Source organism: Streptomyces sp. EDA2-14 (assembly GCF_054963755.1).
Map to the genome: position 1 here is coordinate 143,415 of NZ_JBUEGE010000008.1, position 25,753 is coordinate 169,167.

General features: G+C 70.5%; 22 protein-coding genes. 3 read left to right on the forward strand and 19 right to left on the reverse strand.

All coding sequences use genetic code 11. The features are described from left to right. Positions 1 to 106: 106 nt before the first annotated feature. The 13 genes from nusB to ACY34M_RS21375 all read right to left on the reverse strand — a co-directional run bounded on the left by nusB (position 107) and on the right by ACY34M_RS21375 (position 13,036). Positions 107 to 541: a transcription antitermination factor NusB gene (gene nusB, locus ACY34M_RS21315; RefSeq protein WP_462719599.1), complete on the reverse strand. Its 435-nt coding sequence runs from the start codon at positions 539 to 541 to the stop codon at positions 107 to 109. Between the two features lie 2 nt (positions 542 to 543). Next, complete coding sequence (gene efp / locus ACY34M_RS21320) at positions 544 to 1,110, reverse strand: elongation factor P (protein ID WP_462719598.1); 567 nt, start codon at positions 1,108 to 1,110, stop codon at positions 544 to 546. Positions 1,111 to 1,169: 59 nt separating this feature from the next. Then, complete coding sequence (locus ACY34M_RS21325) at positions 1,170 to 2,288, reverse strand: aminopeptidase P family protein (RefSeq protein WP_462719597.1); 1,119 nt, start codon at positions 2,286 to 2,288, stop codon at positions 1,170 to 1,172. Between the two features lie 284 nt (positions 2,289 to 2,572). After that, the gene (locus ACY34M_RS21330; protein ID WP_462719596.1) at positions 2,573 to 3,445 is read right to left on the reverse strand and encodes a Pro-rich N-terminal domain-containing protein; all 873 of its coding nucleotides are present in this window, start codon (positions 3,443 to 3,445) and stop codon (positions 2,573 to 2,575) included. 134 nt (positions 3,446 to 3,579) lie between these two features. Next, positions 3,580 to 4,671, reverse strand: coding sequence for a 3-dehydroquinate synthase (gene aroB / locus ACY34M_RS21335; RefSeq protein ID WP_462719595.1), 1,092 nt, complete (start codon positions 4,669 to 4,671; stop codon positions 3,580 to 3,582). After that, a complete protein-coding gene (locus tag ACY34M_RS21340; protein ID WP_462719594.1) occupies positions 4,668 to 5,186 on the reverse strand; it encodes a shikimate kinase in 519 nt (172 codons plus the stop codon). The genes aroB and ACY34M_RS21340 overlap by 4 nt, the downstream gene beginning before the upstream one ends. After that, complete coding sequence (gene aroC, locus ACY34M_RS21345) at positions 5,183 to 6,367, reverse strand: chorismate synthase (protein ID WP_462719593.1); 1,185 nt, start codon at positions 6,365 to 6,367, stop codon at positions 5,183 to 5,185. The genes ACY34M_RS21340 and aroC overlap by 4 nt, the downstream gene beginning before the upstream one ends. Before the next feature lie 119 nt (positions 6,368 to 6,486). Next, positions 6,487 to 7,320, reverse strand: coding sequence for a shikimate dehydrogenase (locus tag ACY34M_RS21350; protein ID WP_462719592.1), 834 nt, complete (start codon positions 7,318 to 7,320; stop codon positions 6,487 to 6,489). Further along, a complete protein-coding gene (gene mltG, locus ACY34M_RS21355) occupies positions 7,301 to 8,944 on the reverse strand; it encodes an endolytic transglycosylase MltG (protein ID WP_462719591.1) in 1,644 nt (547 codons plus the stop codon). Before mltG ends, ACY34M_RS21350 begins: the two co-directional genes overlap by 20 nt. A 135-nt stretch (positions 8,945 to 9,079) precedes the next feature. After that, positions 9,080 to 9,544, reverse strand: coding sequence for a Holliday junction resolvase RuvX (gene ruvX / locus ACY34M_RS21360; protein ID WP_462719590.1), 465 nt, complete (start codon positions 9,542 to 9,544; stop codon positions 9,080 to 9,082). Then, entirely contained in the window at positions 9,544 to 12,216 is a 2,673-nt protein-coding gene (gene alaS / locus ACY34M_RS21365; protein WP_462719589.1) for an alanine--tRNA ligase, read from the reverse strand. The genes ruvX and alaS overlap by 1 nt, the downstream gene beginning before the upstream one ends. Then, a complete protein-coding gene (locus ACY34M_RS21370) occupies positions 12,216 to 12,581 on the reverse strand; it encodes a DUF6167 family protein (RefSeq protein WP_462719588.1) in 366 nt (121 codons plus the stop codon). The genes alaS and ACY34M_RS21370 overlap by 1 nt, the downstream gene beginning before the upstream one ends. Positions 12,582 to 12,589: 8 nt before the next feature. After that, entirely contained in the window at positions 12,590 to 13,036 is a 447-nt protein-coding gene (locus ACY34M_RS21375) for a DUF948 domain-containing protein (protein ID WP_462719587.1), read from the reverse strand. Positions 13,037 to 13,220: 184 nt separating this feature from the next. Between ACY34M_RS21375 and ACY34M_RS21380 the strand changes: the two genes are divergently transcribed. Continuing rightward, positions 13,221 to 15,458, forward strand: a complete 2,238-nt coding sequence (locus tag ACY34M_RS21380) for an ATP-binding protein (protein ID WP_462719586.1) — start codon at positions 13,221 to 13,223, stop codon at positions 15,456 to 15,458. A 54-nt stretch (positions 15,459 to 15,512) separates the two neighbouring features. Here the strand turns inward: ACY34M_RS21380 and rpsD are convergent, their stop codons facing one another. The 5 genes from rpsD to ACY34M_RS21405 all read right to left on the reverse strand — a co-directional run bounded on the left by rpsD (position 15,513) and on the right by ACY34M_RS21405 (position 20,713). Then, complete coding sequence (gene rpsD / locus ACY34M_RS21385; RefSeq protein WP_462719585.1) at positions 15,513 to 16,127, reverse strand: 30S ribosomal protein S4; 615 nt, start codon at positions 16,125 to 16,127, stop codon at positions 15,513 to 15,515. 353 nt (positions 16,128 to 16,480) lie between these two features. Further along, on the reverse strand, positions 16,481 to 17,848 hold the full coding sequence (locus ACY34M_RS21390; RefSeq protein WP_462719584.1) for a replication-associated recombination protein A: 1,368 nt from the start codon (positions 17,846 to 17,848) through the stop codon (positions 16,481 to 16,483). 61 nt (positions 17,849 to 17,909) lie between these two features. Continuing rightward, complete coding sequence (locus ACY34M_RS21395) at positions 17,910 to 18,551, reverse strand: vitamin K epoxide reductase family protein (protein WP_462719583.1); 642 nt, start codon at positions 18,549 to 18,551, stop codon at positions 17,910 to 17,912. Positions 18,552 to 18,726: 175 nt separating this feature from the next. Continuing rightward, positions 18,727 to 19,989: a histidine--tRNA ligase gene (gene hisS, locus ACY34M_RS21400; protein ID WP_462719582.1), complete on the reverse strand. Its 1,263-nt coding sequence runs from the start codon at positions 19,987 to 19,989 to the stop codon at positions 18,727 to 18,729. Between the two features lie 13 nt (positions 19,990 to 20,002). Continuing rightward, the gene (locus ACY34M_RS21405; protein WP_462719581.1) at positions 20,003 to 20,713 is read right to left on the reverse strand and encodes an MBL fold metallo-hydrolase; all 711 of its coding nucleotides are present in this window, start codon (positions 20,711 to 20,713) and stop codon (positions 20,003 to 20,005) included. Between the two features lie 157 nt (positions 20,714 to 20,870). On the opposite strand from ACY34M_RS21405, the gene ACY34M_RS21410 reads away from it, so the two are divergent. Beyond that, positions 20,871 to 21,650 (forward strand): peptidylprolyl isomerase, encoded by a 780-nt coding sequence (locus ACY34M_RS21410; protein ID WP_462719580.1) that lies wholly within the window; start codon positions 20,871 to 20,873, stop codon positions 21,648 to 21,650. Between the two features lie 201 nt (positions 21,651 to 21,851). Then, positions 21,852 to 23,084, forward strand: a complete 1,233-nt coding sequence (locus ACY34M_RS21415) for a DUF349 domain-containing protein (protein WP_462719579.1) — start codon at positions 21,852 to 21,854, stop codon at positions 23,082 to 23,084. 120 nt (positions 23,085 to 23,204) lie between these two features. On the opposite strand, the gene ACY34M_RS21420 is transcribed toward ACY34M_RS21415, so the two are convergent. Continuing rightward, positions 23,205 to 25,745 carry a RelA/SpoT family protein gene (locus ACY34M_RS21420; protein WP_462719578.1) on the reverse strand — a complete coding sequence of 847 codons (2,541 nt, stop codon included), beginning with the start codon at positions 25,743 to 25,745 and terminating at the stop codon, positions 23,205 to 23,207. Between the last annotated feature and the right edge of the window lie 8 nt (positions 25,746 to 25,753).

Sequence of the window (25,753 nt, forward strand, 5' to 3'; positions counted from 1 at the left end):
GACCAGAACCTAGTGAAGATCCCCTGGAACGCACCAGGCCCGGAGCAGAACATTGTTCATGTTCTGCTCCGGGCCTGCGGTACGGTGCTGCGCTCGGCGGTCGGGCTCAGGCCTCGTCGCGGCGCAGGGTCGACTTCAGGTCCTTGAAGCGACCCAGGAGTCCGTTGATGAACGCCGGAGACTCGTCGGTGGAGAACTCCTTGGCCAGCGAAACGGCCTCGTCGAGCACCACGGCGTCCGGGGTCCCGTCGACCCAGACCAGCTCATAGGCGCCGATCCGCACGATGTTGCGGTCGACGACCGGCATCCGGTCAAGGGTCCACCCGACGGAGTACTGCGAGATGAGCTCGTCGATCCGGGCCGCCTGCTTGGCGTACCCCTCGACCAGCTCCATCGTGTACTCGCTGACCGGCGGCTGCCGCGTGTCACTGCGGGAGTGCCGGATCCAGTCCGCGAGAACCGTCAGGACGTCGGCGCCGCGCTGATCGGCCTCGAAGAGGATCTGAAAGGCGCGCTTGCGGGCCGTATTACGGGCAGCCACGGTTAGCTGTTCACCCGGCCGAGGTAGTCGCTGGAGCGGGTGTCGACCTTGATCTTCTCACCGGTGGTGACGAAGAGCGGGACCTGGATCTGGTGGCCGGTCTCCAGGATGGCGGGCTTGGTGCCACCGGTGGAGCGGTCGCCCTGGACGCCCGGCTCGGTCTCCTTGATGACCAGCTCGACGGCGGCCGGCAGCTCGACGAAGAGCACGTCGCCCTCGTACTGGGCGACCGTGGCCTCGAAGCCCTCGATCAGGAAGTTGGCGGCGTCGCCGACGGCCTTCTTGTCGACGTGCAGCTGGTCGTAGGTCTCCATGTCCATGAAGACGAAGTACTCGCCGTCCATGTACGAGAACTGCATGTCGCGCTTGTCAATGGTGGCCGTGTCGACCTTGACGCCGGCGTTGAACGTCTTGTCGACGACCTTGCCGGAGAGCACGTTCTTGAGCTTGGTGCGCACGAAGGCAGGGCCCTTGCCGGGCTTGACGTGCTGGAACTCGACGACGGACCAGAGCTGGCCCCCGTCGAGCTTGAGCACCAGGCCGTTCTTGAGGTCGTTCGTGGAAGCCACGGTTTCGGAATCTCCTGGACTGACGTGGACGACCGAGGGGCACGCGCGAGGCCCGAAGGCTAGAGCGCGAGCAGCTCCTTGGTCGTGATGGTGAGTAGCTCGGGTCCGCCGTCCGCCTCGGGGCGGACGACGAGCGTGTCATCGATCCGGACGCCGCCCCGTCCCGGGAGGTGGACCCCCGGTTCGACGGTGACCGGCACACAAGCGTCCAGTTTACCCATGGCTGCGGGGGCCAACTGCGGGTCCTCGTCGATTTCGAGTCCCACACCGTGTCCGGTCAGCGGCGCGAGCCCGTCACCATACCCTGCCGCGTCCAGGACGTGACGGGCGGCCCGGTCCACCTCGCGGCACTCGACGCCCGGCGCCAGGCTCTCGCGCCCGGCGCGCTGAGCGGCGAAGACGACGTCGTACAGCTCGATCTGCCAGTCCGCGGGCGAGGTCCCGATGACGAAGGTGCGGCCGATCTCGCAGCGGTAGCCGCGGTACGAGGCGCCCAGGCACACGGAGAGGAAATCCCCCTCCTCGACCCGGCGGTCGCTGGGGCGGTGGGCGACGCGTGCCGAGTTCGGGCCCGTTCCCACGGAGGTGGGGAAGGCGGCGCCGTCGGCTCCATGGTCGACAAGTCGACGTTCCAGTTCGAGGGCGAGGTGACGCTCCGTGCGGCCCACGAGGATGGACTCGAGCAGCTCACCGAGGGCCTGGTCGGCGATCTCGGCGGCGATGCGCAGGCAGGAGATCTCCTCCTCGTCCTTGACGAAGCGGAGCTGTTCGACGCCGTGGTTGAGGTCGGTGAGGCGGAGGCGGGGCGCCACGGAGTCGAGCGCGCGGTGCCGGGCGACCGTCAGGTGGTGCTCCTCCACGGCGAGCGAGTCGGCGCCGCGGGCCGCGGCCACGTCGGCGGCGGCCACCGCCGGGTCGCCCGCGGGTACGTCCAGGACCTGGACCCGCAGTGCCTCGTCGGCGCGGCCCTCGGTGGACTCGCCGCTCGGCGCTCGCGCGCAGAGCAGAAGGTCGTCGTCGCCGCCGGGCTCCCGGCCCAGCAGGAGGACGGCGCCGTGCGGTGCCGTTCCCGCCAGGTAGCGGACGTTGGCGGGCCGCGAGACGAGGGCGGTCGCGCTGCCGCCCGCTGTCGCGCGCTCTCTGAGCCGGTCCCGTCGGGCCGCGTGCACCTCTGACATGACGCCGAGCGTACGAGCGCGCGGCGCCCCCGGCCGTCCCAGCGCGTCCGGACGGGTCCCCTTCGGGGGTGCGGTGGGGGTTCGGGGTGACCGGGCGGGGCGCCGGCGTGAACGGTCCGCCGCGCCCGGGGGCGCGGAGCTGCGCCGGGGCGACGCCTGCCGCAATGAGTGCGCCGCACCGTGGGCCGCCTTGCCCACCCTGCCGCCCAAGGCGACAGATTGCCCAAGGCTCAAGGGAGCGGATGGGCGGTGGGGGGGGAGGGCTCAGACCCGGTTGTCGGGGATCACCACTGTGGGGGGCTGGTGATGGCGCGGGTCAGGACTTCGTCCAGGACCTGGGCCGTGCCCGCCACGTCGAGCTGGGAGTTGTCGATGATCGGGAGGCCCGAGCCGTACCAGCCGGCCATGCGGCCGTGGATGCGGGCGACCTCCTCGTCGGTGAGGCGGCGGTTGCCGCTGCGCCGACCGTTGCGCTCCAGGACGATCTCGAGGCCGGGGAGGAGGACCACCGGGAGCAGGCCGGGGCCCACGTGCCGCTTCCAGCCGCCGAGGCCGATGACGGGCCGGTCGGGGAAGACCGCGTCGTCGAGGATGCAGGAGATTCCATTCGCCAGGAAGTTGCGCGCGGCGAAACCGCAGGTGCGGCGGGCGAGACGGTACTGGGCCTCACTGTTGTCGTTCCAGCCGCTCTGCGGGTCGGCGAAGCCGGAGCGCACCCACTCCCGTACGTCGTCGAGGCTGATGTGCGCCGTCGGGACGCGGCGGCTCTCCGCCCAGTGCCGGGCGACGCTCGTCTTGCCCGCGCCCGCGGGACCGATGAGCAGCACGGCGAGCGTCGTCGAGGTCGCGTCGGCGGGCGCCTGCGCGGGCGGCGGGCTCGGCACGGCGACGGGGGCACCGGACGGCAGCTGCATGTGGCCGGTGGTCTCGCGCGGCGGCTGCGACTGATGCTGCGCGGCCTGCGGCGGAGGCGGCGGTGCCGGGGCCTGCGGCGCCTGTATGTGCGGCGGCTGGGCGGGCGGGTGGTGCGGCGGCGCTCCGCTGAAACCCGGCATGCCGGGCGGTTGCGGCGCATGGCTGCCCTGCGGCAGGGGGCCTGTCGACGCGTGTCCCGGCCGGTGGGGCGGCGGCAGCGGAGCTCCCCCTGCGTGCTGCATCCGGTGCCACTCCATCTCGTACGACGGTTACTTGGGCGCCGGCGAACGGGGCGCTACCGAACGGTACCGTCCCCGACCGCCAATGTGTGAACGGCCGGGGACCTCACGACGTGCCCGAACGTGAACGGACCGTACTATTCCGCCACTTCGCCGTAGGCGGCGAGCAGCACGGCGGGGTCGGGCCCCTCCAGGACGGTGGGCCTGCCGAGACCGTCGAGGACGATGAAGCGCAGCAGATCACCGCGGGACTTCTTGTCGACCTTCATGGTCTCGAGGAGCTTGGGCCACTGGTCGTAGCGGTACGTCAGGGGCAGCCCGACGGACTCCAGGACCGCGCGGTGCCGGTCGGCCGTCGCGTCGTCCAACCGGCCCGCCAGGCGGCCGAGTTCGGCAGCGAAGAGCATGCCGACGGAGACGGCCGCGCCGTGCCGCCACTTGTAGCGCTCGTTCTTCTCGATGGCGTGCGCGAGGGTGTGCCCGTAGTTGAGGATCTCGCGCAGACCCGACTCCTTGAGGTCGGACGAGACGACCTCGGCCTTGACCCGGATGGCACGCTCGATCAGCTCGGCGGTGTGCTCGCCGGTGGGCGTGCGGGCCGACTGCGGGTCCTCCTCGATGAGTTCGAGGATCTTCTCGTCGGCGATGAACCCGGCCTTGATGACCTCGGCGAGCCCGGACACGAAGTCGTGCACCGGCAGCGAGTCGAGGGCGGCCAGGTCACAGAGCACACCGGCCGGCGGGTGGAAGGCCCCGACGAGGTTCTTGCCCTCGGCGGTGTTGATGCCGGTCTTGCCGCCGACCGCCGCGTCCACCATGGCGAGCACGGTGGTCGGGACGGCGATCCAGCGCACGCCGCGCAGCCAGGTGGCGGCCACGAACCCGGCGAGGTCCGTGGTGGCGCCGCCACCGACGCCGACGACGACGTCGGAGCGCGTGAAGTTGGACTGCCCGAGGGCCTTCCAGCAGTACGCGGCGACCTCGGCGGTCTTGGCCTCCTCGGCGTTCGGCACCTGGATGGCGACGGCCTCGAAGCCCTGGTCGGCCAGGTCGGCGCGGAGCGCCTCACCGGTCTCGGCCAGCGCCTCGGGGTGCACGATGGCCACCCGCTTGGCCTGGTCACCGATCAACGAGCCCAGTTCACCCAGGAGTTGACGCCCCACCAGGACCTCGTACGGGTCCGTGCCGGCGGTGCCGCCGACGTGGATACGGGTCACTTCCTCGCTCATGCCTGATTCAACTCCAGTGCGTCGAGGACCGCTTCGGCGACCTCTTCGGGGGTGCGGCCGTCGGTGGCCACGGCCACCTGCGCGACCTCGGTGTACAGATGCCGGCGCGCCTCCATCAGCTCCCGCCACTGCTTGCGGGGGTTGACGGCGAGCAGCGGCCTGGCCGCGTTCAGGCCGGTCCGCTTGGCCGCCTCCTCGACGTCCATCGAGAGGTAGACGACGGTCGGGTGGGCGGCGAGCAGCGCACGCGTGTCGGCGTCGAGGATCGCGCCGCCGCCGAGCGCGAGAACGCCCCCGTGGTCGGCGAGCGCGGTGGCCACAGATGCCTTCTCCAGGGCACGGAAGTGCTCCTCGCCCTCGTCGACGAAGATGTCGGCGATGGCGCGGCCCTGTGCGGTCACGATGTCGTCGTCGGTGTCCCGGTAGGCGCAGCCGAGCCGCTCGGCGAGCAGCGCGCCCACCGTCGACTTGCCGACGCCCATCGGTCCGACGAGGACGACCTGCGGGCCGCTCACCGGATCTGGAGGTTGTCGAGGTACGACGTGACGTTGCGCCGCGTCTCGGAGACGCTGTCGCCGCCGAACTTCTCGGCCACCGCGTCCGCGAGGACGAGGGCGACCATGGCCTCGGCGACGATGCCGGCGGCCGGCACCGCGGAGACGTCGGAGCGCTGGTGGTGGGCCTGCGTGGCCTCACCCGTCGCGACGTCCACGGTCTGCAGGGCACGCGGCACGGTCGCGATCGGCTTCATCGCGGCGCGCACCCGCAGCAGCTCACCGGTGGTGAGGCCGCCCTCGGTGCCGCCCGCGTGGCCGGAGACGCGGCGGATGCCCTCGTCCGTGTTCACGATCTCGTCGTGCGCCTTGGAACCGGGCACGCGCGCCAGCTCGAAGCCGTCGCCGATCTCGACGCCCTTGATGGCCTGGATGCCCATGAGCGCACCGGCGAGGCGGGCGTCGAGCTTGCGGTCCCAGTGCACGTGCGAGCCGAGGCCCACCGGCACGTCGTAGGCGAGGACCTCGACGACGCCGCCGAGGGTGTCGCCGTCCTTGTGGGCCTGGTCGACCTCGGCCACCATCTGCTTCGAGGCGACGGCGTCCAGGCAGCGCAGCGGGTCGGCGTCCAGCTTCTCGACGTCGGCGGGGGTCGGGTAGACGCCCTGCGGGGCCTTGACCGAGCACAGCTCGACGACGTGCGACACGATCTCGATGCCGGCCGTCTCCTTGAGGTACGACCGGGCGACCGCGCCGAGCGCGACCCGGGCGGCCGTCTCGCGGGCGGAGGCGCGCTCCAGGATCGGGCGGGCCTCGTCGAAGCCGTACTTCTGCATGCCGGCGAGGTCGGCGTGGCCGGGGCGGGGGCGGGTCAGCGGCGCGTTGCGCGCCAGGTCCTTGAGGATCTCGGGGTCGACCGGGTCGCCCGACATGACCTTTTCCCACTTGGGCCACTCGGTGTTGCCGACCATGATCGCGACCGGGGAGCCGAGGGTGAGTCCGTGCCGGACACCGCCCAGGAACGTGACCTCGTCACGCTCGAATTTCATGCGCGCTCCGCGGCCATAGCCGAGGCGGCGCCGTGCCAGGTGGTCCGCCACCATCTCCGTGGTGATCGGAACGCCGGCGGGAAGTCCCTCCAGCGTCGCGACGAGTGCGGGGCCGTGCGACTCCCCCGCGGTCAGCCAGCGCAACCTGCTCAACGGTGCTCCTCATGCTCGCGCTCTGTGTATGGGAACGATCCTCCCACGTCCGCGGACCCCGACGTTTCCGGTGTCCGGGGTGCGGACGACACATGAGACGCGAGCCACACGCCGAGGGGTCAGCCGAGGGCCTTGAGGCCCGCCGCGCGCATCGCGTCGAGCACCGGGCGGGTGTCCCCGGTGAACTCCTCGAACTGGAAGACCGCCTGGTGCACGAGCAGGTCGAGCCCGCTGAGCACCGCGCCGCCGCGCCTCTCCCAGGCGGCCGCCAGCGGCGTGGGCCACGGGTCGTAGAGGACGTCGAAGAGCGTGCCGACGCCCTCCGGTACGGCCTCGGCCAGGTGGTCCGTGCCGCCCTTCGGCGTCGTGGCGATGACCAGGGGGGCCTCGAAGGCGTGTGCCGCGTCGGCCCAGTCGGCCGTGCGCACCTTCACCCCGAGGCGCTCGCCCCAGCCGCGCATCTCGTCGGCGCGCTGCTCGCTGCGTACGTAGGTGACGACCTCACCGGTGCAGATCCGGGAGAGCGCGGCGAGCGCGGAGGACGCGGTGGCACCCGCGCCGAGGATCGCCGCCGACTCGACCTTCTCCACGCCGCGCTCGTGCAGCGCCGCGATCAGTCCCGGGATGTCGGTGTTGTCGCCGACCTTCCGGCCGTCGGCGCGCAGCACCACCGTGTTCACGGCCTCCACGGACCGCGCGGTGTCGGTGATCTCGTCGAGCAGCGGGATCACCGCCCGCTTGAGCGGCATCGTGAGCGAGAGCCCGGCCCACTCGGGCCCGAGCCCGGAGAGGAAGGCGGGCAGCGCCGCCTCGTTGGTCTCGAACCGGTCGTACCGCCAGTCGTCCAGGCCCAGCGCCCGGTACGCCGCGATGTGCAGCTGCGGCGAGAGGGAGTGGGCGATGGGCGAGCCGAGAACTGCCGCCCTCCGCAGGTCAGTTGGCCTGGCTGGCATTGAACTTTTCCTTCAGCTTCTCGAACTCGGCGCTGGTCTTCGCGAACTCGGTCTTGTGCATGCCGTCCGTGGCCACGAAGTAGATCCAGCCGTCGGACGTCGGGTCGAGCGTCGCGGCGAGGGCCACGTCGCCGGGGTTGCCGATGGGGCCCGGCGGCAGTCCCTTGCGGGTGTACGTGTTGTACGGGTCCTTGTTGCTGTTGATCTCGGACTCGCCGATGTTGATGTTGCTCTGACCCTTGAGGTAGTTGAAGGTCGAGTCGAACTGCAGGAGCTGGTTGGTCTCCGTGTTCGTCGGCTTGAGGCGGTTGTAGACGACCTCGGCCATCTTCCGGAAGTCGTCGTGCGTCTTGCCCTCGGCCTGCACGAGGCTCGCGACGGTGAGCACCTGCCACGGATTGTCGAGGCCGTGCTTCTTGGCCTGGCCCTCCAGGTCGAGCCGCTCGTACTTGTCGTCGGCCCGCGAGACCATGTCCTTCAGGACCTCCTCGGGCTTCATGCCCTTGGCGGCCGCGTAGCTCGACGGGTAGAGGAAGCCCTCCAGCGGGTCCTTCACACCTCGCCGGTTCAGCGCCCACTCGGGCAGCCCGAGGTCCTTGTAGTCCTTCTTCGCGACCTTGGCCGTGGTGCCCTTGGCGACCTTCAGCTTCTGGTCGATCTTCTCGTAGACGGCCGCGTTGCGGGCGCCTTCGGGGATCGTGAGGTTGGCCCGGGCCGTCGGGCTGAGCAGCATGTCGACCGCGCTCGACGCGGACATCTGCTTCTCCATGACGTACGCGCCGTCCTGGATCGACTTGCCCTTCGGGTCGGCCGCCTGTGCCGCGACGAACGCGTCGACGCTCTGGACGACGCCGGCGTCCTTGAGCTTCTGCCCGATGGTGTAGCCGCCGGAGCCCTTCGGGATGACGACGGTGACCTGCTCGCCGTTGCCGTCGCCCGCGTAGTCCGGGGCCGCGCCGAAACGATCCTGGTAGAACTGGTAGCCGAAGTAGCCGACACCTCCGACACCGGCCGCGAAGATCACGGTCAGGACCAGGCAGGCGCAGCCGCTGCGCCGCTTCTTCGGCTTCTTGCCGCCGCGGCCCCGGCGCCCGCCGCGCCCCTCGTCGTAGTCGTCCTCTTCGCCGCCGCCGTTGAAGAACGCTTCCTCGCCCTGGTCGGGGCCCGCGTCCCAGCCCGTGTCGGGCTCCGGCGTGCGGCGCCGGCCCGGCGGCTCCGGCGGTGGGTAGGCGCCGGGCGTGTTGTAGTAGTCCGGCTCTTCGGTGTTGTACGCGGCGTGCTGACCGGTGCCGTACGGGTCGGCGGGGTCTGCTCCGTACGGGGACTGGGCACTCGAACCGGTCTCCCAGTCCCAGCCACCGCCCTGGCCCTGTCCGCCGCCATAGGCCTGCTGGCCGTAGCCCGGGTTCTGGCCGTAACCGGCCCCCTGGCCGTAATCCTGCTGGCCGTAGCCCTGCTGACCGGTCTCCCAGTCACCGCCGTAGGCCTGCTGCGGGTCGTAACTCCCCTGGCCGCCGTAGGACGCCTGGCCGTGTCCGGCCTGCTGACCCCACCCCTGGTCCCCGTACAGCGGGTCCGCGGGATGCCACGGTTCGGAGCCTTGGCCCCGGCCATACTCAGTCATCGGTCCCCTACAAGCCGCGAGGCGGTGGGGCCACTGTCCAATCGTCCGATCAGGAAGGGCAACCGTTCCGCCTCTTGATGCTGTGCGGCGGCTATTCGAACACCGCCGGTCGCGCGGAACGTTACCGTATCGCGATCAGATGACCACTTCGACGCCCTCGCCGGGAGCTTTACCTGACGCCCGTTCGGACTCCAATGCCTGCTGAAGGATGATGACGGCGGCCGCCTGGTCGATGACAGAGCGGCCCTTTTTGGACTTAACGCCGCTGGCGCGCAGTCCCTGACTGGCCGTCACTGTGGTCATCCTCTCGTCCAGCAACCTCACCGGAACGGGTGCCACGCCCCGCGCGAGTTCCTGGGCGAAGCCGCGGACCTTGGCCGCCGCCGGGCCCTCGCCGCCCTTGAGGGAGCGAGGGAGTCCGACGACGATCTCGATCGGCTCGTACTCCTCGGCGATCTGCTTGAGGCGCCGGTGGGCGGCCGGGACGTCGCGTCCCGGCACGGTCTCCACCGGCGTGGCGAGGATCCCGTCGGGGTCGCAGGACGCGACCCCGATCCGGGCGTCCCCGACATCGATCGCCAGACGGCGGCCTCGGCGCATCAGTGGGCGGTCTCCGCTACCAGGCGCTCGACGGCGTCGATGGCGTCGCCGATCGCGGCCGGGTTCTGGCCGCCGCCCTGCGCGACGTCCGGCTTGCCGCCGCCACCGCCGCCGAGGGTCTTGGCGGCCGTACGGACCAGGTCGCCGGCCTTGAGGCCGCGGTCGCGCGCGGCGTCGTTGGTGGCGATGACCGTGAGCGGCTTGCCGTTGGCCGTCGTGAAGAGCGCGACCACGGCGGGGCGGCCGCCCTGGATGCGGCCACGGACGTCCAGGACCAGCTTGCGCAGGTCGTCGGCGGTCGTGCCGTCCGGGACCTGGCCGGTGACGACGGCGGTACCGCGGATGTCCTTGGCGCCCTCGGCGAGACCGGCGGCGGCCTGGAGGACCTTCTCCGCGCGGAACTTCTCGATCTCCTTCTCGGCGTCCTTGAGCTTGCCGAGCATCGCCGAGACCTTCTCGGGCAGCTCCTCGGAGCGGCCCTTGATCAGCTCCTGGAGCTGGGCGACGACCGTGTGCTCCTTGGCGAGGAAGTTGTACGCGTCGACGCCGACCAGTGCCTCGATGCGGCGCACGCCGGAGCCGATGGAGGACTCGCCGAGCAGCTTCACCAGGCCGAGCTGGGCGGTGTTGTGCACGTGGGTGCCGCCGCACAGCTCCTTGGAGAAGTCGCCGATGGTGACGACGCGGACGCGCTCGCCGTACTTCTCGCCGAACTCGGCGATGGCACCCTGCTTCTTCGCCTCGTCGATGCCCATGACCTCGGCCTGCACGTCGAGCTCGCGGGTCAGGACCTCGTTGATCTTCTGCTCGACGTCCGTCATCACGGCCGTGGGCACGGCGGACGGCGAACCGAAGTCGAAGCGGAAGCGGCCGGGCTGGTTCTCGGAACCGGCCTGGGCGGCCGTCGGGCCGAGCGCGTCGCGCAGCGCCTGGTGCGTGAGGTGCGTCGCGGAGTGGGCGCGGGCGATGGCGCGGCGGCGGGCCACGTCGATGATCGCCTGGGCCCGGGCCCCGACGGTCACCTCGCCGACCTGGACGACGCCCTTGTGGACGTACACACCGGGGACCGGCTTCTGGCAGTCGCGGATCTCGATGATCGCGCCGTTGTCCAGCTTGATGCGGCCGGTGTCGCCGATCTGGCCGCCGCCCTCGGCGTAGAACGGGGTGCGGTCGAGGACGACCTCGACCTCGTCGCCCTCGGTGGCGGCCGGCGAGGAGACGCCGTTGACCAGCAGGCCGACGACCGTCGACTCGCCCTCGGTCGAGGCGTAGCCGATGAAGTCGGTGGCACCGGCGGCGTCCGCGATCTCGCGGTACGCGCCGACGTTGGCGTGGCCCGTCTTCTTGGCCTGGGCGTCCGCCTTGGCGCGCTCCCGCTGCTCCTTCATCAGGCGGCGGAAGCCGTCCTCGTCCACGGACAGGCCCTGCTCGGCGGCCATCTCCAGGGTGAGGTCGATCGGGAAGCCCCACGTGTCGTGGAGCAGGAACGCCTTGTCGCCGGCGAGGACCGACTTGCCGGCGGCCTTCGTCTCGGTGACGGCGGTGTCCAGGATGTTCGTGCCGCCCTTGAGGGCCTTGAGGAACGCGGCCTCCTCGGCGAGCGCGACCGTCTCGATGCGCTTGCGGTCGGTGATCAGCTCCGGGTACTGCAGACCCATCGTGTCGATCACGACGTCGAGCAGGTCCTGCACGACCGGTCCGGTGGCGCCGAGGATGCGCATGTTGCGGATGGCGCGGCGCATGATGCGGCGCAGCACGTAGCCGCGGCCCTCGTTGCCCGGCGTGACACCGTCTCCGATGAGCATCGTCGACGTACGCATGTGGTCGGCGACGACGCGCAGCGAGACGTCCGTGTCGTGCTTGTCGCCGTAGTGGACACCGGTCAGCTCGGTGGCCTTGTCGATGACGACGCGCAGGGTGTCCGTCTCGTACATGTTCTGTACGCCCTGCAGGATCATGGCGAGGCGCTCGAGGCCGAGACCCGTGTCGATGTTCTGCGACGGCAGGTCGCCGAGGATCTCGAAGTCCTCCTTGCCGATGCCGGCGCCGCGCTCGTACTGCATGAAGACCAGGTTCCAGATCTCCACGTAGCGCTCGTCGTTGACGATCGGGCCGCCCTCTTCGCCGAACTCGGGGCCGCGGTCGTAGTTGATCTCGGAGCACGGGCCGCAGGGGCCGGGGACGCCCATGGACCAGAAGTTATCCTTCTTGCCCAGGCGCTGGATGCGCTCCTTCGGCACGCCGACGACCTCGTGCCAGATGCGCTCGGCCTCGTCGTCGTCGAGGTAGACGGTGATCCAGAGCTTCTCGGGCTCCAGGCCGTAGCCGCCGTCCGCCACGGAGCTGGTGAGCAGCTCCCAGGCGTACTTGATGGCGCCTTCCTTGAAGTAGTCGCCGAAGGAGAAGTTGCCGCACATCTGGAAGAACGTGCCGTGGCGGGTGGTCTTGCCGACCTCTTCGATGTCCGGCGTACGCACGCACTTCTGCACCGAAGTGGCGCGCGGGGCGGGCGGCTTGACCTCACCCAGGAAGTAGGGCTTGAACGGGACCATGCCTGCGGGGACGAGCAGCAGAGTCGGGTCGTCCGCGATGAGCGACGCCGAGGGCACGACCTTGTGGCCACGCTCCTCGAAGAAGCTCAGCCAGCGGCGACGGATTTCAGCCGACTCCATCAGTGGTCCTCATTCCGATTGTTGATCGAGTACCTGCTGGTTTCGAGGTACTTGGGTTGCTTGGTGTGGACGACCTTCGTGGTGAAGGTGTTCTGGAGGACCGCGAAGCGGGTCCGCGGCTCCAGTTCGGGGTCCGGCTGCTCGTTGATGCCGAGGGCGTCGCCCAGTTCGGCCTCGCGCTCCGCCATGTTGTCGCGGACGTCGAGCGCGAAGTCCTTGAGCTTGTGGCCCGCCTCGACCGCCTTGTTGGCCGCCTGGGCCGCGAGGCTCTCCGGCGTGAGCTGCTTGATCTTGCGGTTGACCTTGGTGGTGGCCCATACGCCGGCGGCTGCGCCCGCGGTGAACCAGAACGTACGGCGGAACATGTCTTCGGTCAGTCCCTCTTGTTCCGGTTGGCCCGCTTGGCCCGCCGCGCCTCGGGGAGCGTGCGGCCCACGATCACGGTACGGCGCGACTGCTTGGCGGGCGCTTCCTTGCCCCGGCCACCGATGGCACGGCGCACTCCGTAGCCGAACGCGGCCACCTTGACCAGCGGGCCGCCGAAGGTGGAGGCCACGGTGGAGGAGAGCGCCGACGCGTTCGACGTGACTTCCTGGACGTCCGAGGCGATCGAGTCGACGCGGTCGATCTGGGTCTGCGCGGAGCGCACCGCGGCGGAGGCGTCGGCGAGCAGGGGGACGGCCTGTTCGGTCACGTCCGCGACCAGCTTGGTGGTGGCCCTGAGCGTCTGGGCCAGCCTCACGAGCGCCACCGCGAGGAAGGAGACCAGGATCGCCCAGAAGACAGCCACCAGGATCCCGGCAACCTCTCCACCGGACACTTGGCACCGCTCCCTAGCTCTCTGCGAAGCTCTGTACGAACGCACAGCTTCTGAACATCGAAAAGTCGTCCCCCGAGCCTATCGCGCCCGACCCCGCGCTCCGTACCGCATTCGCTTCACGGACGGCCGGCATTCGTCGATGCGATTGTACGGACCGCGCACGCCTGAGTACGCTCTGTGCCCCATGCGACGCACTTCGCGCCCCACAGATGTCCCCGCCGGTCCGCCGCGGCCCGGCAACCTCCCCCACGAATTGAACCGGTTCGTCGGCCGCGCTGCCGAACTCGGCGCGCTGGCGGCCGCCCTGGAGAAGAGCCGCCTGGTCACGGTCAGCGGCGTCGGTGGCGTCGGCAAGTCCCGCTTCGCCGCCCACGCGGCCGCCCGCGTCCCGCAGGACCTGTGTCCCGACGGGGTGTGGCGGGTTGAGCTGGCGGCCGTGCGGCTGCCGGAACTCGTCGACTACACGGTGGCCGAGGCGCTCGGGCTCACCGACCACACCACGCGCCCGCCCCGCCAGGTCCTGGTCGACCATCTCGCCGGGCGCCGCCTTCTCCTCGTGCTCGACGGCTTCGAGCACCTGGTCGACCCGTGCGCCTCGCTCGTACGGGATCTGCTGCGCGCGGCGCCGGGGCTTCGGGTGCTCGCGGTGGGCCGCAGGCCGCTCGCGGTCGACGGTGAGCAGCTGTTCCCACTGGCGCCGCTGACCCCTGCGGACGCGGCGGAGCTGTTCGCGGACCGGGCGGCGGCGTTGCTGCCCGGGTTCCGGCCGGACGGGCGCACGCTGATCGACGTCCTGGAGGTGTGCCGCCGCCTGGACTGTCTGCCGCTCGCGGTGGAACTCGCGGCGGGGCGCCTGCGGGTGCTGTCCCCGGCGCAGCTGATGGAGCGGCTCGACGACCGGTTCCGGCTGTTGCGCGGTGGTGGCAGGGACGTGCTGCCGCGCCACCAGACGCTGCGCACCACGATCGGCTGGAGTCACGAACTGTGCACGCCGCAGGAGCGGTTGCTGTGGGCGCGCCTGTCGGTGTTCTCCGGCTCGTTCGACCTGGAGGCGGCGGAGTACGTGTGCGGGGGCGAGGACCTGCGCGCGGACGACATCCTCGACGTGCTCGACGAGCTGCTCGCGCAGTCCGTGGTCGTCCGCGAGGAGGCCCCGGACGGGCTGCGCTACCGGATGCTCGAAACGGTGCGCGCGTACGGGGCGGAATGGCTGGACGGGCTGGGCGACAGCCACCGGATGCGGCGCAGGCACCGCGACTGGTACATGGGCCTGGCCACCTGGTGCGAGCTGGACTGGTTCTCGCCGCGGCAGAGCGAGGTGGCGTCCCGGATCGAGGCGGAGCTGCCGAATCTGCGGGTGGCCCTCGAGTACTGCCTGAGCGAACCGGGCGAGACGCATCTGGGCCAGTACCTGGCGGGCACGCTGTGGTTCTACTGGGTGGGCTGCGGGCGGCTCGCCGAGGGGCGGCACTGGCTGGACCGCAGCGTCGGCCTCGTCGCCGGGTTCGACAACGACGGGCTCGGCCTCGGCGACGAGGACATGGCGTTCGGCGCCTCACGCCTCAAGGCGCTGTGGGTGCTCGGCTACGTCGCGGTCCTCCAGGGCGACAGCGTGCCCGCGCTCGCCGCGCTGCAGGAGTGCCGCGAGGAGGCCGAGCGCACGGGCGACGCCACGGCCCTCGCGTACGCGGTGCACCGCACCGGATGTCTGGCCCTGGTCACGGACGACATGCCGCGCGCCGAGGATCTGCTGCGCACCGCGCTGGCCGGCTACCGGGAGATCGGCGAGCTGAACAGCAATGTCCTGATGGGTCAGGTCGAGCTGGCGATGGCGCTCGCCTTCCAGGGCGATCTGGCGGAGGCCGTGGCGCTGTGCACGGACGTACGGCAGGTGTGCGAGGACCACGGGGAGCGCTGGACCCTCGCGTACGCGCTCTATGTGCTGGCGTACGCGCAGTGGGCGGAGGGCGGTTACGCGCAGGCGCGCGCGCTGCTCGACGAGTGCCTGGGCATCAGCCACGAGTTCCACGATCTGCTGGGCACCGTGCTGGCGGTGGAGCTGCTCGCCCTGGTCACGATCGAGGAGGGGGACGCGACCGAGGCCGCGGTGCTGCAGGGGGCGGCGGGCCGGATGTGGTCCTCGGTGGGGCTGCCGCTGTTCGGTTCGGCCCACTACGGCACGCCGCACGAGCTGTGCGAGACGCGGGCGCGGCGGACGCTCGGCGACGCCCGCTTCGCCGAACTCACGGGCGTGGGAGAGCGGTTGGGGCAGGACGAGGCGGTGGCACGCGCGCTGTGCGGCGGCCGGCGCCGGCCTGCGACCGCGAAGGTGCCGCACCCGGCCCGCCCGGCGGAACCGGTCCTGGAGAAACGCGAACCCGCCGCCTCCCACCCTCGGAAGGGCGGCGAGACGGCGGGCTGAAACGCAGGTGGTCCTACGTCCGCTCTCCGGTGAAGGAGACTCCGGTGAGGGAGATCAGCGGGCGTAGTACTCGACGACGAGCTGCTCGTCGCAGATCACGGGGATCTCCTTGCGGTTCGGGTCACGGTCCAGGCGGAAGGCCAGGGCCTTCAGGTTCACCTGGAGGTAACGCGGGGTCTCGCCCTCGGGGGCGAAGCCACCCTCACGCGCGACCTGGAACAGCGGCTTGTTGCGGCTGCGCTCGCGGACCATGATGACGTCGTCCGGCTTCACGCGGAAGGACGGCTTGTCGACCTTCTGGCCGTTGACCTCGATGTGGCCGTGGACGACCATCTGACGGGCCTGGTAGATCGTGCGGGCGATGCCCGAGCGAAGGACCAGGGCGTCGAGACGACGCTCCAGCTCGATGACGAGCGCCTCGCCCGTCTTGCCCTCGACCTTCTTGGCGCGGTCGTAGGCGCGGGCGATCTGCTTCTCGCTCAGGTCGTACTGGGCGCGCAGACGCTGCTTCTCGAGCAGACGGACCTTGTAGTCCGAGTTCTGCTTGCGGCCGCGGCCGTGCTCGCCCGGCGGGTAGGGGCGGGCCTCGAAGTACTTGACGGCCTTCGGGGTCAGCGCGATGCCGAGGGCACGCGACTTCTTGACCTTGGGGCGGGACTGGTTCGGCATGAACCAAACACCTCGTGTTTCTGATGTGAATACGGCTTCACCAGGGTTCGGGGAGGTCGCATCCGCAGCCCGGAAAACCCTTCCCACCGAGGTGAGAGGGCAGCCGCTCCCGGGTCTGGGCACATACGTGCAGCACGCGAGTGGCCCACCGACCGCGTCCCTGGCCCTTGCGGACCCGACTGGTGGTGGGCTGCCCGCGACACCTTCGACGGTGCGCGACGCTCCTGGATCTCCTGTGCCACGCGGAATCCGCGAGGTTCGGGAGCTCCGGCTTGATGTCCCGCTCTGGTGGTGCCGGTCTCCCTTTCGGGGTTCCGGGCACGGGACACAGCACTTCGCAGCAGTCTACCGGATCAGTCGGACCCCTCGGCGCCGGGGCCGCCGAGCCGCTCGCGGACCCGCTCCACCACGTCCGCGTACCGGGCCTCCGCCCCGTAGCGCGTCGGCTGGTAGTAGCGGCGGCCCGCTATCGCGTCCGGCGCGTACTGCTGGGCGGCGATGCCGCCGGGCACGTCGTGCGGGTACACGTAGCCCTGCGCGTGGCCCAGCTTGGCGGCGCCCTTGTAGTGCCCGTCGCGCAGGTGTGCAGGGACGGGGCCTGCCATGCCCTTGCGTACGTCCTCCATGGCGGCGCCGATCGCCGTCGTCGCCGCATTCGACTTCGGGGCCAGGGCGAGGGCGATCGTCGCGTGGCTCAGGGTGAGCGCCGCCTCCGGGAAGCCGATCATCGCGACGGCCTGGGCGGCGGCCACGGCGGTCGGCAGGGCCGTGGGATCGGCGAGGCCGATGTCTTCGCTCGCGGAGATCATCAGGCGGCGGGCGATGAACCGGGGGTCCTCCCCCGCCTCGATCATCCGGGCCAGGTAGTGCAGCGCCGCGTCCACGTCCGAGCCGCGGATGGACTTGATGAGGGCACTCGCCACGTCGTAGTGCTGGTCGCCGTCCCGGTCGTAGGTGACCGCCGCGCGGTTCACCGACTCCTCGACGCTTTCGAGGGTGATGGTCTCCTCGCCCTTGGCGATGGCCGCTCCGGCCGCCGCCTCCAGGGCGGTCAGCGCGCGCCGGGCGTCGCCGCCCGCGACCCGCAGGACATGCTCCTCGGCGTCCTCGTCGAGCGTCACCGCGCCGTCGAGGCCGCGCTCCTCGGTGAGCGCGCGAGCGAGCAGTCCGCGCAGGTCGTCGTCGGTGAGCGGTTCGAGCGTGAGCAGCAGGGAGCGGGACAGCAGCGGGGAGATCACCGAGAAGTACGGGTTCTCGGTGGTGGCCGCGATCAGCGTCACCCAGCGGTTCTCCACCGCGGGCAGCAGCGAGTCCTGCTGGGCCTTGCTGAAGCGGTGGATCTCGTCGAGGAAGAGGACGGTCTCCTTGCCGTGGCCGCCCATGGCGCGGCGGGCGCCCTCGATGACGGCCCGCACTTCCTTGACGCCCGCGGTGATCGCGGAGAGCTCCACGAACCGCTTGTTGGTCGCCTTGGACACCACGTACGCGAGCGTCGTCTTGCCGATGCCGGGCGGGCCCCAGAGGATCACCGAGGAGGCGCCCGCGGGTCCTGAGCCGCCCTCGCCGACCAGTCGGCGCAGCGGCGAACCCTGCTTGAGCAGGTGCTGCTGTCCGACGACCTCGTCGAGGACGCGGGGGCGCATCCGGACGGCCAGGGGGCTCGCGGACGGGTCCTTCTCCTGGCGCTCTTCCGCTGCGGCGGTGAACAGGTCGGCTTCCACGATCAGAACCCTAAGTCACGCCACTGACAACGCCGCGGGCACGGCCCGCTCCCCCGGCCGGTCAGGCCCAGAGCGTGGAGCCCCAGCGCGTGAAGATCAGCACGGCGATGATGCCGATGTGCAGCACGGGCACGGCCCAGGTGAAGTCCTCGAAGAACGTCTTGACGGGGCGCGGCGCCGGCAGGAAGCCGTTGCGGATGTTGGACGACGTGACGTACCAGAACATCAGGATCGTGGCGACCCAGGCCAGGGAGCACCACAGGCACAGCGCGTTGATCCGGTACAGGGACTGGAACTGCAGCCAGGTCACGAATCCGACGCCGAACAGGCAGCCGAAGTTGAACGTCAGCCAGTACCAGCGCGGGAACCGCGCGCGGGCCAGCAGGCTCATGCCGACGCAGATCACGATGCTGTACGTGACGAGGCCGAGCCACGGGTTCGGGAAGCCGAACGCCGTCGCCTGCTCGCTCTTCATGATGCTGCCGCAGGAGATGACCGGGTTGAGCGAGCAGCCGGGCGTGAAATTCGGGTTCTCGGCGAGCTTGAGCTTGTCGAGGGTGATGACCCACGCGGCGAGCAGCCCGGCCGCCCCGGTGATCACCAGCAGCAGCCCGAAGGCACGACTGCCGCCGACGGAGCGCGGGGCTGGCTCGGCACCGGTGTCCGGGGAGACGGTGTCGCTTGCTGTCGTCGTCTTGCTCATCACGCCGATCCGTAGGTGAGTTGCGCGAGTGGGTGCTGTGGTCGTGCTCATTCTGCCGCACCGGCCCCGGTGTCCACCGTTCGTTGGACATAAGCATGTACGCCTGCGGGTGACGAAACGTTCGAGGCCCCGGAACAGAGTTCCGGGGCCTCGAACACAGGCGGTGGGAATCGGCCTACTTGAGCTTCGCCGTGAGCACGCCGACGATCTCGTCGACCGCGACGGCGTCCTGCTCGCCCGACTCCATGTCCTTGAGCTGCACGACGCCCTCGGCCAGATCCCGCTCACCGGCGACGAGCGTGAACCGCGCGCCGGACCGGTTGGCGTTCTTCATGGCGCCCTTGAGGCCCTTGCCGCCGAAGGAGAAGTCCGCCGAGATCCCGGCCTTGCGCAGCTCGGTCACCTTGGCGAACAGCACGCGCCGCGCCTCGTCGCCGAGCGGCACCGCGAACACGCTGGTGGTGGAGGGCAGTTCGAGCTCGACACCCTCCGCCTCGAGCGCCAGGACCGTACGGTCCACGCCGAGGGCCCAGCCCACGGACGGCAGCGAGGGGCCGCCGATCATCTCGGACAGGCCGTCGTAGCGGCCGCCGCCGCCCACCGCGGACTGCGAGCCGAGACCGTCGTGGACGAACTCGAAGGTCGTGCGCGTGTAGTAGTCCAGGCCGCGGACCAGCTTCTCGTCGTCCTCGAAGGCGACGCCCTCGGCGGTCAGCAGCTCACGTACCTGCTCGTGGTACGCCTTGCAGGCGTCGCACAGGTAGTCGCGGAGCAGCGGCGCGTCCGTGAGCTGCTTCTGCACGTCGGGCCGCTTGTCGTCGAGGACGCGCAGCGGGTTGATGTCCGCGCGGCGCAGGGTGTCCTCGTCGAGGTCGAGACCGCGCAGGAAGTCCTGGAGGGCGGCCCGGTAGACGGGGCGGCACTCCTTGTCGCCGAGCGAGTTGAGCAGGATGCGGAAGTTGCGCAGGCCGAGCGAGCGGTACGCCTGGTCGGCCAGGATGATCAGCTCGGCGTCCAGGGCCGGGTCCTCGGCGCCGATCGCCTCGGCGCCGACCTGGGAGAAGTGCCTGTAGCGGCCCTTCTGGGGGCGCTCGTAGCGGTAGTACGAGCCCGAGTACCAGAGCTTGACCGGAAGGTTGCCCGCCTTGTGGAGGTTGGCCTCCAGGGCGGCGCGCAGCACGGAGGCGGTGCCTTCGGGACGCAGGGCGAGCTTGTCGCCGCCCTTGGTCTCGAACGCGTACATCTCCTTGGTGACGATGTCGGTGGACTCGCCGACACCGCGCGCGAAGAGCTCGACGTTCTCGAAGCCGGGGGTCTCGATGTAGCCGTAGCCGGAGTTCCGCAGCGGAGCGGAGATCGCCTCGCGGACCGCGAGGAACTTCGCGGAGTCCGGCGGAAGCAGGTCGTAGGTGCCCTTGGGGGCCTGGAAGGTGCTCACGGGAGGTTTCTCGTCACATTCCTCGTCGGGGAGCCCCGGTGGAGGGTCCCTGGCCGGCGGCCACCTGCCGCAGATACGGGTTGGTGGCGCGCTCCTGGCCGATGGTCGTCTGGGAGCCGTGTCCGGACAGCACCACGGTCGAGTCGTCGAGCGGCAGGCACACGCGTGCCAGCGATTCGAGCATGTCGTCCATGGAGCCACCGGGCATGTCGGTGCGTCCGATGGAGCCGGCGAAGAGCAGATCGCCCGAGAAGAAGACGGACGGGATGTCCGCCGCCTCGGGCATCTGGAAGGTCACCGACCCCTTGGTATGGCCCGGCGCGTGCGCGACGCCGAAGTCGAGCCCGGCGAGCTTCAGCTGCGCGCCGTCGGACAGCTCCCGCACGTCGTCCGGCTCCCCCACGGTCAGCTCGCCCATCAGCGGCATGCCGATGGAGCGGCCGATGCCCTTCTCGGGGTCGCTCATCATGTAGCGGTCGTCGGGGTGGATCCAGGCCGGGACGTCGTGCGCCCCGCAGACCGGGACGACCGAGGCGACATGGTCGATGTGCCCGTGCGTGAGGACGACCGCCACCGGCTTGAGGCGGTGCTTCTTGAGCGCTTCCTCGACTCCCTGAGCGGCCTGGTGGCCGGGGTCGATGATCACGCACTCCTCACCCGCGGCGGGGGCAACCAGATAACAGTTGGTGCCCCAGGCCCCGGCGGGGAACCCGGCAATCAGCACGTTCGTCCTTCGTGTGTCGTCGTAACGGAATGTCGTAACGGAATACGGCCGATCAGAGCCTACCGGCGCGGCCGATTCCACAGCGAACCCGTATACGGTACGGGGCACCAATCAGGGGCCCCACGAGGTCACACGAGACGTACGAGGAGAAGACCCGGTGGTCAGCAAGGATCAGCGGCAGCGTCAGCTCGCCCGGGAGAAGTTCCTGCGCCAGCAGCAGCGGCGCGAGTCCGCGCGACGCAAGGCGCGCACCCGCAACACCGTGATCGCCTCCGTGCTCGCGGTGGCCGTCCTCGGCACGGGCGGCGCGTACGCCGCCGGGGCGTTCAGCGGTGACGGCAAGAAGGACACCGCGGACAAGGAGGCCAGCCCCTCCCCCTCGGCGAGCAAGAAGGCGTCGGAGCCGAAGATGGCGATCGACAAGAAGGCCAAGTACGACATGGCCTTCAAGACGAGCGCCGGTGACATCACGGTCGCCATGGACGCCGCGAAGACACCGCACACCGTGAACTCGTTCAAGCACCTCGCGGACAAGGGCTTCTTCGACGGGACGAAGTGCCACCGCCTCACCACCAAGGGCATATACGTCCTTCAGTGCGGCGACCCGGAGGGCACCGGCGCGGGCGGCCCCGGCTACACGGTCCCCGACGAGAACCTGAAGGGGCTCGGCAAGCCCGCCAAGGACGGCTCGGTGACCTACAAGGCGGGCACGGTCGCGATGGCCAACACCGGGCAGCCCGACTCCGGCGGCAGCCAGTTCTTCCTCGTCTACAAGGACAGCAAGCTGACGCCGACGTACACCCCCGTCGGCACGATGGACGCGAAGGGACTGCAGGTCGTGAAGGACGTCGCCGCGAAGGGCGTCACCGGTGGCTCGGGCGACGGGACGCCGAAGAAGGCCGTCAAGGTCGAGAAGGCCGCGGTCACCAAGGAGTAACGCCAGGGGGCCGCCCCACGCGCGCGCGGGCGAGGAATTGAGCCGCGCTGAGTGCGGACAGTGGGGTGGCCGGTCGCCTAGATTGGCTTCGTACAGCGCGGATACGAGCCGCGTTGTGGAGGGCGGGCCGGGCCCGCCAGGAAACTGTGGACGATGCCGGGGGCGGGACGCCCCGCGCAGGCATCATGTGGAGGAGGCGCTGTGAGCAGCGACCCGTGGGGCCGCGTCGACGAGACGGGGACCGTGTACGTGCGTTCGGCCGACGGCAGCGAGCGGGAGGTCGGTTCGTGGAAGGCGGGGTCTCCGGACGAAGCCCTGGCCTACTTCAAGCGCAAGTACGACGGCCTGGTCGTCGAGATCGGGCTCCTCGAGCGCCGGGTGCAGACGACGGACCTGTCGGCCAAGGACGCCATGACGGCGATCGAGCACCTGCGCGAGCAGGTCACGGACGCCCACGCGATCGGTGACCTGGAGGCGCTCGGCAAGCGGCTCGACAAGCTGGTGGAGAGCGTCGAGACGCGCCGCGAGGAGCGCAAGGCCCAGAAGGCCAAGCAGTCCGACGAGGCGCGGCACGCCAAGGAGGCGCTGGTCACCGAGGCGGAGGAGCTGGCCCAGTCCGAGCAGTGGCGGGCGGCCGGCGAGCGGCTGCGCGCGCTGGTGGACACCTGGAAGGGCCTGCCGCGCCTGGACCGCAAGTCGGACGACGAGCTGTGGCACCGCTTCTCGCATGCCCGCTCGGCGTTCTCCAAGCGCCGCAAGGCCCACTTCGCCTCGCTGGACGCGCAGCGCGAGGAGGCCCGCAAGACCAAGGAGAAGCTGGTCGCGGAGGCCGAGTCGCTGTCGAACTCGACGGACTGGGGTGCCACGGCGGCCCGGTACCGCGATCTGATGGCGGACTGGAAGGCCGCGGGCCGGGCCCAGCGCGAGCACGAGGACGACCTGTGGAACCGCTTCCGCGGCGCCCAGGACGTCTTCTTCGCGGCCCGCAGCGCGGTGTTCGCCGAGCGCGACGCCGAGCAGGGCGAGAACCTCAAGCTCAAGGAGGCGCTCGCCGACGAGGCCGAGAAGCTGCTGCCGGTCGGGGACCTCAAGTCGGCGCGCGCCGCGTTCCGTTCGATCAACGAGCGGTGGGAGGCCATCGGTCACGTCCCGCGGGACGCCCGGCCGAAGGTCGAGGGCCGGATGCACGCCGTGGAGCGTGCCATCCAGGAGTCCGAGGAAGCCGAGTGGCGGCGCACGAACCCGGAGGCGCGGGCTCGTGCCGAGGGCCTCACCGGTCAGCTGCAGGCGGCGGTCGACAAGCTCACCGGGCAGATCGAGCAGGCTCGGGCGCAGGGCAACAACGCGAAGGCGGACAAGCTCCAGAGGGAGCTGGACGGCCGCCAGGCGCTTCTTGACCAGGCGCTGAAGGGGTTGCACGAGTTCGGGGGCTGACCCTCCGCTCCGCTGAGACCGGTACGTGGACGGCCCCCGAGCACTGCGCTCGGGGGCCGTTCCCATGCCTCGGGGCTCCGCCCCGGACCCCGCTGCTCAATCGCCGCAGGGGCTTGATCGTTATGGCCGCCGTGCCGACGTCACCCGGTACACGTCGTAGACGCCCTCCACTCCCCTGACCGCCTTGAGCACATGGCCCAGGTGCTTCGGGTCGCCCATTTCGAAGGTGAAGCGGGAGGTGGCCACCCGGTCGCGGGAGGTCTGGACCGCCGCGGACAGGATGTTCACGTGCTGGTCCGACAGGACCCGCGTCACGTCGGACAGCAGCCGCGAGCGGTCCAGCGCCTCGACCTGGATGGCGACCAGGAACACGGACGACTGCGTGGGCGCCCACTCGACCTCGAGGATGCGCTCCGGCTCACGGGACAGCGAGTCCACGTTGACGCAGTCGCTGCGGTGAACCGATACGCCGCTGCCGCGCGTGACGAAGCCGATGATCGGGTCGCCCGGCACCGGCGTGCAGCAGCGCGCCAGCTTCACCCAGACGTCGTCGACGCCCTTGACCACGACACCGGGGTCGGCGTTCGAGCGGCGCTTGGAGCGGCCCCGCGACGGCGGCGCGCTCTCGGCGATGTCCTCGTTGGCCGCCTCCTCGCCGCCGAGCGCCTGGACGAGCTTCTGCACGACGGACTGCGCCGTGACATGGCCCTCGCCGATCGCGGCGTACAGGGACGAGATGTCCGGGTAGCGCATCTCGTGCGCGAGCGTGACGAGCGAGTCGCCGGTCAGGATCCGCTGGATCGGCAGGTTCTGCTTGCGCATGGCGCGCGCGATGGCGTCCTTGCCCTGCTCGATCGCCTCTTCGCGGCGCTCCTTGGAGAACCAGGCGCGGATCTTGTTCCGCGCACGCGGCGACTTCACGAAGCCGAGCCAGTCGCGGGACGGGCCCGCGCCCTGCGCCTTGGAGGTGAAGACCTCCACGAGGTCGCCGTTGTCGAGGGTCGATTCGAGCGGGACCAGGCGTCCGTTGACGCGTGCTCCTATGGTCCGGTGGCCGACCTCCGTGTGGACCGCGTACGAGAAGTCCACCGGCGTGGCCCCGGCCGGGAGCGCTATGACGTCGCCCTTCGGCGTGAAGACGAAGACCTCGTTGCGCGACAGGTCGAAGCGCAGGGACTCCAGGAACTCGCCGGGGTCCTCGGTCTCCTTCTGCCAGTCGAGCAGCTGGCGCAGCCACGCCATGTCGTTGAGGTGGTCGTCCTTGCCCTTGCCGGACGACTTGGGCGCGTCGGTGCGCACCTTGGAGGCGCCGGCGACGGCCTCCTGCTTGTACTTCCAGTGCGCGGCGATGCCGTACTCGGCGCGGCGGTGCATGTCGAACGTGCGGATCTGCAGCTCGACGGGCTTGCCGTTCGGGCCGATCACCGTCGTGTGCAGCGACTGGTACATGTTGAACTTGGGCATCGCGATGTAGTCCTTGAACCGCCCCGGAACCGGGTTCCAGCGGGCGTGGACGGTGCCCAGTGCCGCGTAGCAGTCGCGGACCGTGTCGACGAGGACGCGGATGCCCACCAGGTCGTAGATCTCCGCGAAGTCACGGCCGCGGACGATCATCTTCTGGTAGACGCTGTAGTAGTGCTTCGGGCGGCCGGTGACGGTCGCCTTGATGCGGGCCGCGCGCAGGTCGGACTGCACCTCGTCGGTCACTATGGCCAGGTACTCGTCGCGCTTGGGCGCGCGCTCGGCCACGAGCCGCACGATCTCGTCGTACATCTTGGGGTAGAGGATCGCGAAGGCGAGGTCCTCCAGCTCCCACTTGATGGTGTTCATGCCCAGGCGGTGCGCCAGCGGAGCGTAGATCTCCAGCGTCTCGCGGGCCTTCTTCTCCTGCTTCTCGCGCTTGAGGTAGCGCATGGTGCGCATGTTGTGCAGGCGGTCGGCGAGCTTGATGACCAGGACGCGCGGGTCCTTGGCCATGGCGACGACCATCTTGCGCACGGTCTCGGCCTGCGCGGCCTCACCGAACTTGACCTTGTCCAGCTTGGTGACGCCGTCGACGAGCAGGGCGACCTGATCGCCGAAGTCCCGCTTGAGGGTGTCCAGGCCGTACTCGGTGTCCTCGACGGTGTCGTGCAGCAGCCCGGCCATCAGCGTCGCCGGGTCCATGCCGAGCTCGGCGAGGATCGTCGTCACGGCGAGCGGGTGCGTGATGTACGGGTCGCCGCTCTTGCGCTTCTGCCCACGGTGCCAGCGCTCGGCGACCTGGTAGGCGCGCTCGACCTGGCGCAGCGTGGACGTCTCGATCTTCGGGTCGTTGCTGCGCACTATCCGCAGCAGCGGCTCCAGGACGGGGTTGTACGGGTTCGAGCGCTGGACGCCGAGGCGGGCCAGGCGGGCGCGGACGCGGTTGGAGGAGCCGGAGCGCGCGGCGGGCTGGTTGGTGGCCGCGCGGATCGCCGGCGGGGGCGTGGGGCGCGGCTGGTTGACCGGGGGCTTGGGACGTGGCTGTCCGTCCGCCGTCCCGCTCGACGGGGCAGGCTTCGCGGCCGACGCGGCCTGCGTGTTCTTCGCGTCCCGAGAAGACGCGGCGGAAGACGCCGCAGACCCGTTTGCCTGCTGGTCCTGCGCGGCGGCGGTCAGTGGCTTGGCCTCGTCTGGCAACGGCGCTC

Bases quoted from the DNA above. Each gene is read 5' to 3' on its own strand.
- ACY34M_RS21350 (WP_462719592.1), bottom strand. From the start codon at position 7,320: ATGCCAGCCAGGCCAACTGACCTGCGGAGGGCGGCAGTTCTCGGCTCG.
- aroB (WP_462719595.1), bottom strand. From the start codon at position 4,671: ATGAGCGAGGAAGTGACCCGTATCCACGTCGGCGGCACCGCCGGCACG.
- ACY34M_RS21380 (WP_462719586.1), top strand. From the start codon at position 13,221: ATGCGACGCACTTCGCGCCCCACAGATGTCCCCGCCGGTCCGCCGCGG.
- rpsD (WP_462719585.1), bottom strand. From the start codon at position 16,127: ATGCCGAACCAGTCCCGCCCCAAGGTCAAGAAGTCGCGTGCCCTCGGC.
- ACY34M_RS21395 (WP_462719583.1), bottom strand. From the start codon at position 18,551: ATGAGCAAGACGACGACAGCAAGCGACACCGTCTCCCCGGACACCGGT.
- ACY34M_RS21330 (WP_462719596.1), bottom strand. From the start codon at position 3,445: ATGCAGCACGCAGGGGGAGCTCCGCTGCCGCCGCCCCACCGGCCGGGA.
- ACY34M_RS21325 (WP_462719597.1), bottom strand. From the start codon at position 2,288: ATGTCAGAGGTGCACGCGGCCCGACGGGACCGGCTCAGAGAGCGCGCG.
- alaS (WP_462719589.1), bottom strand. From the start codon at position 12,216: ATGGAGTCGGCTGAAATCCGTCGCCGCTGGCTGAGCTTCTTCGAGGAG.
- ACY34M_RS21370 (WP_462719588.1), bottom strand. From the start codon at position 12,581: ATGTTCCGCCGTACGTTCTGGTTCACCGCGGGCGCAGCCGCCGGCGTA.
- mltG (WP_462719591.1), bottom strand. From the start codon at position 8,944: ATGACTGAGTATGGCCGGGGCCAAGGCTCCGAACCGTGGCATCCCGCG.
- ruvX (WP_462719590.1), bottom strand. From the start codon at position 9,544: ATGCGCCGAGGCCGCCGTCTGGCGATCGATGTCGGGGACGCCCGGATC.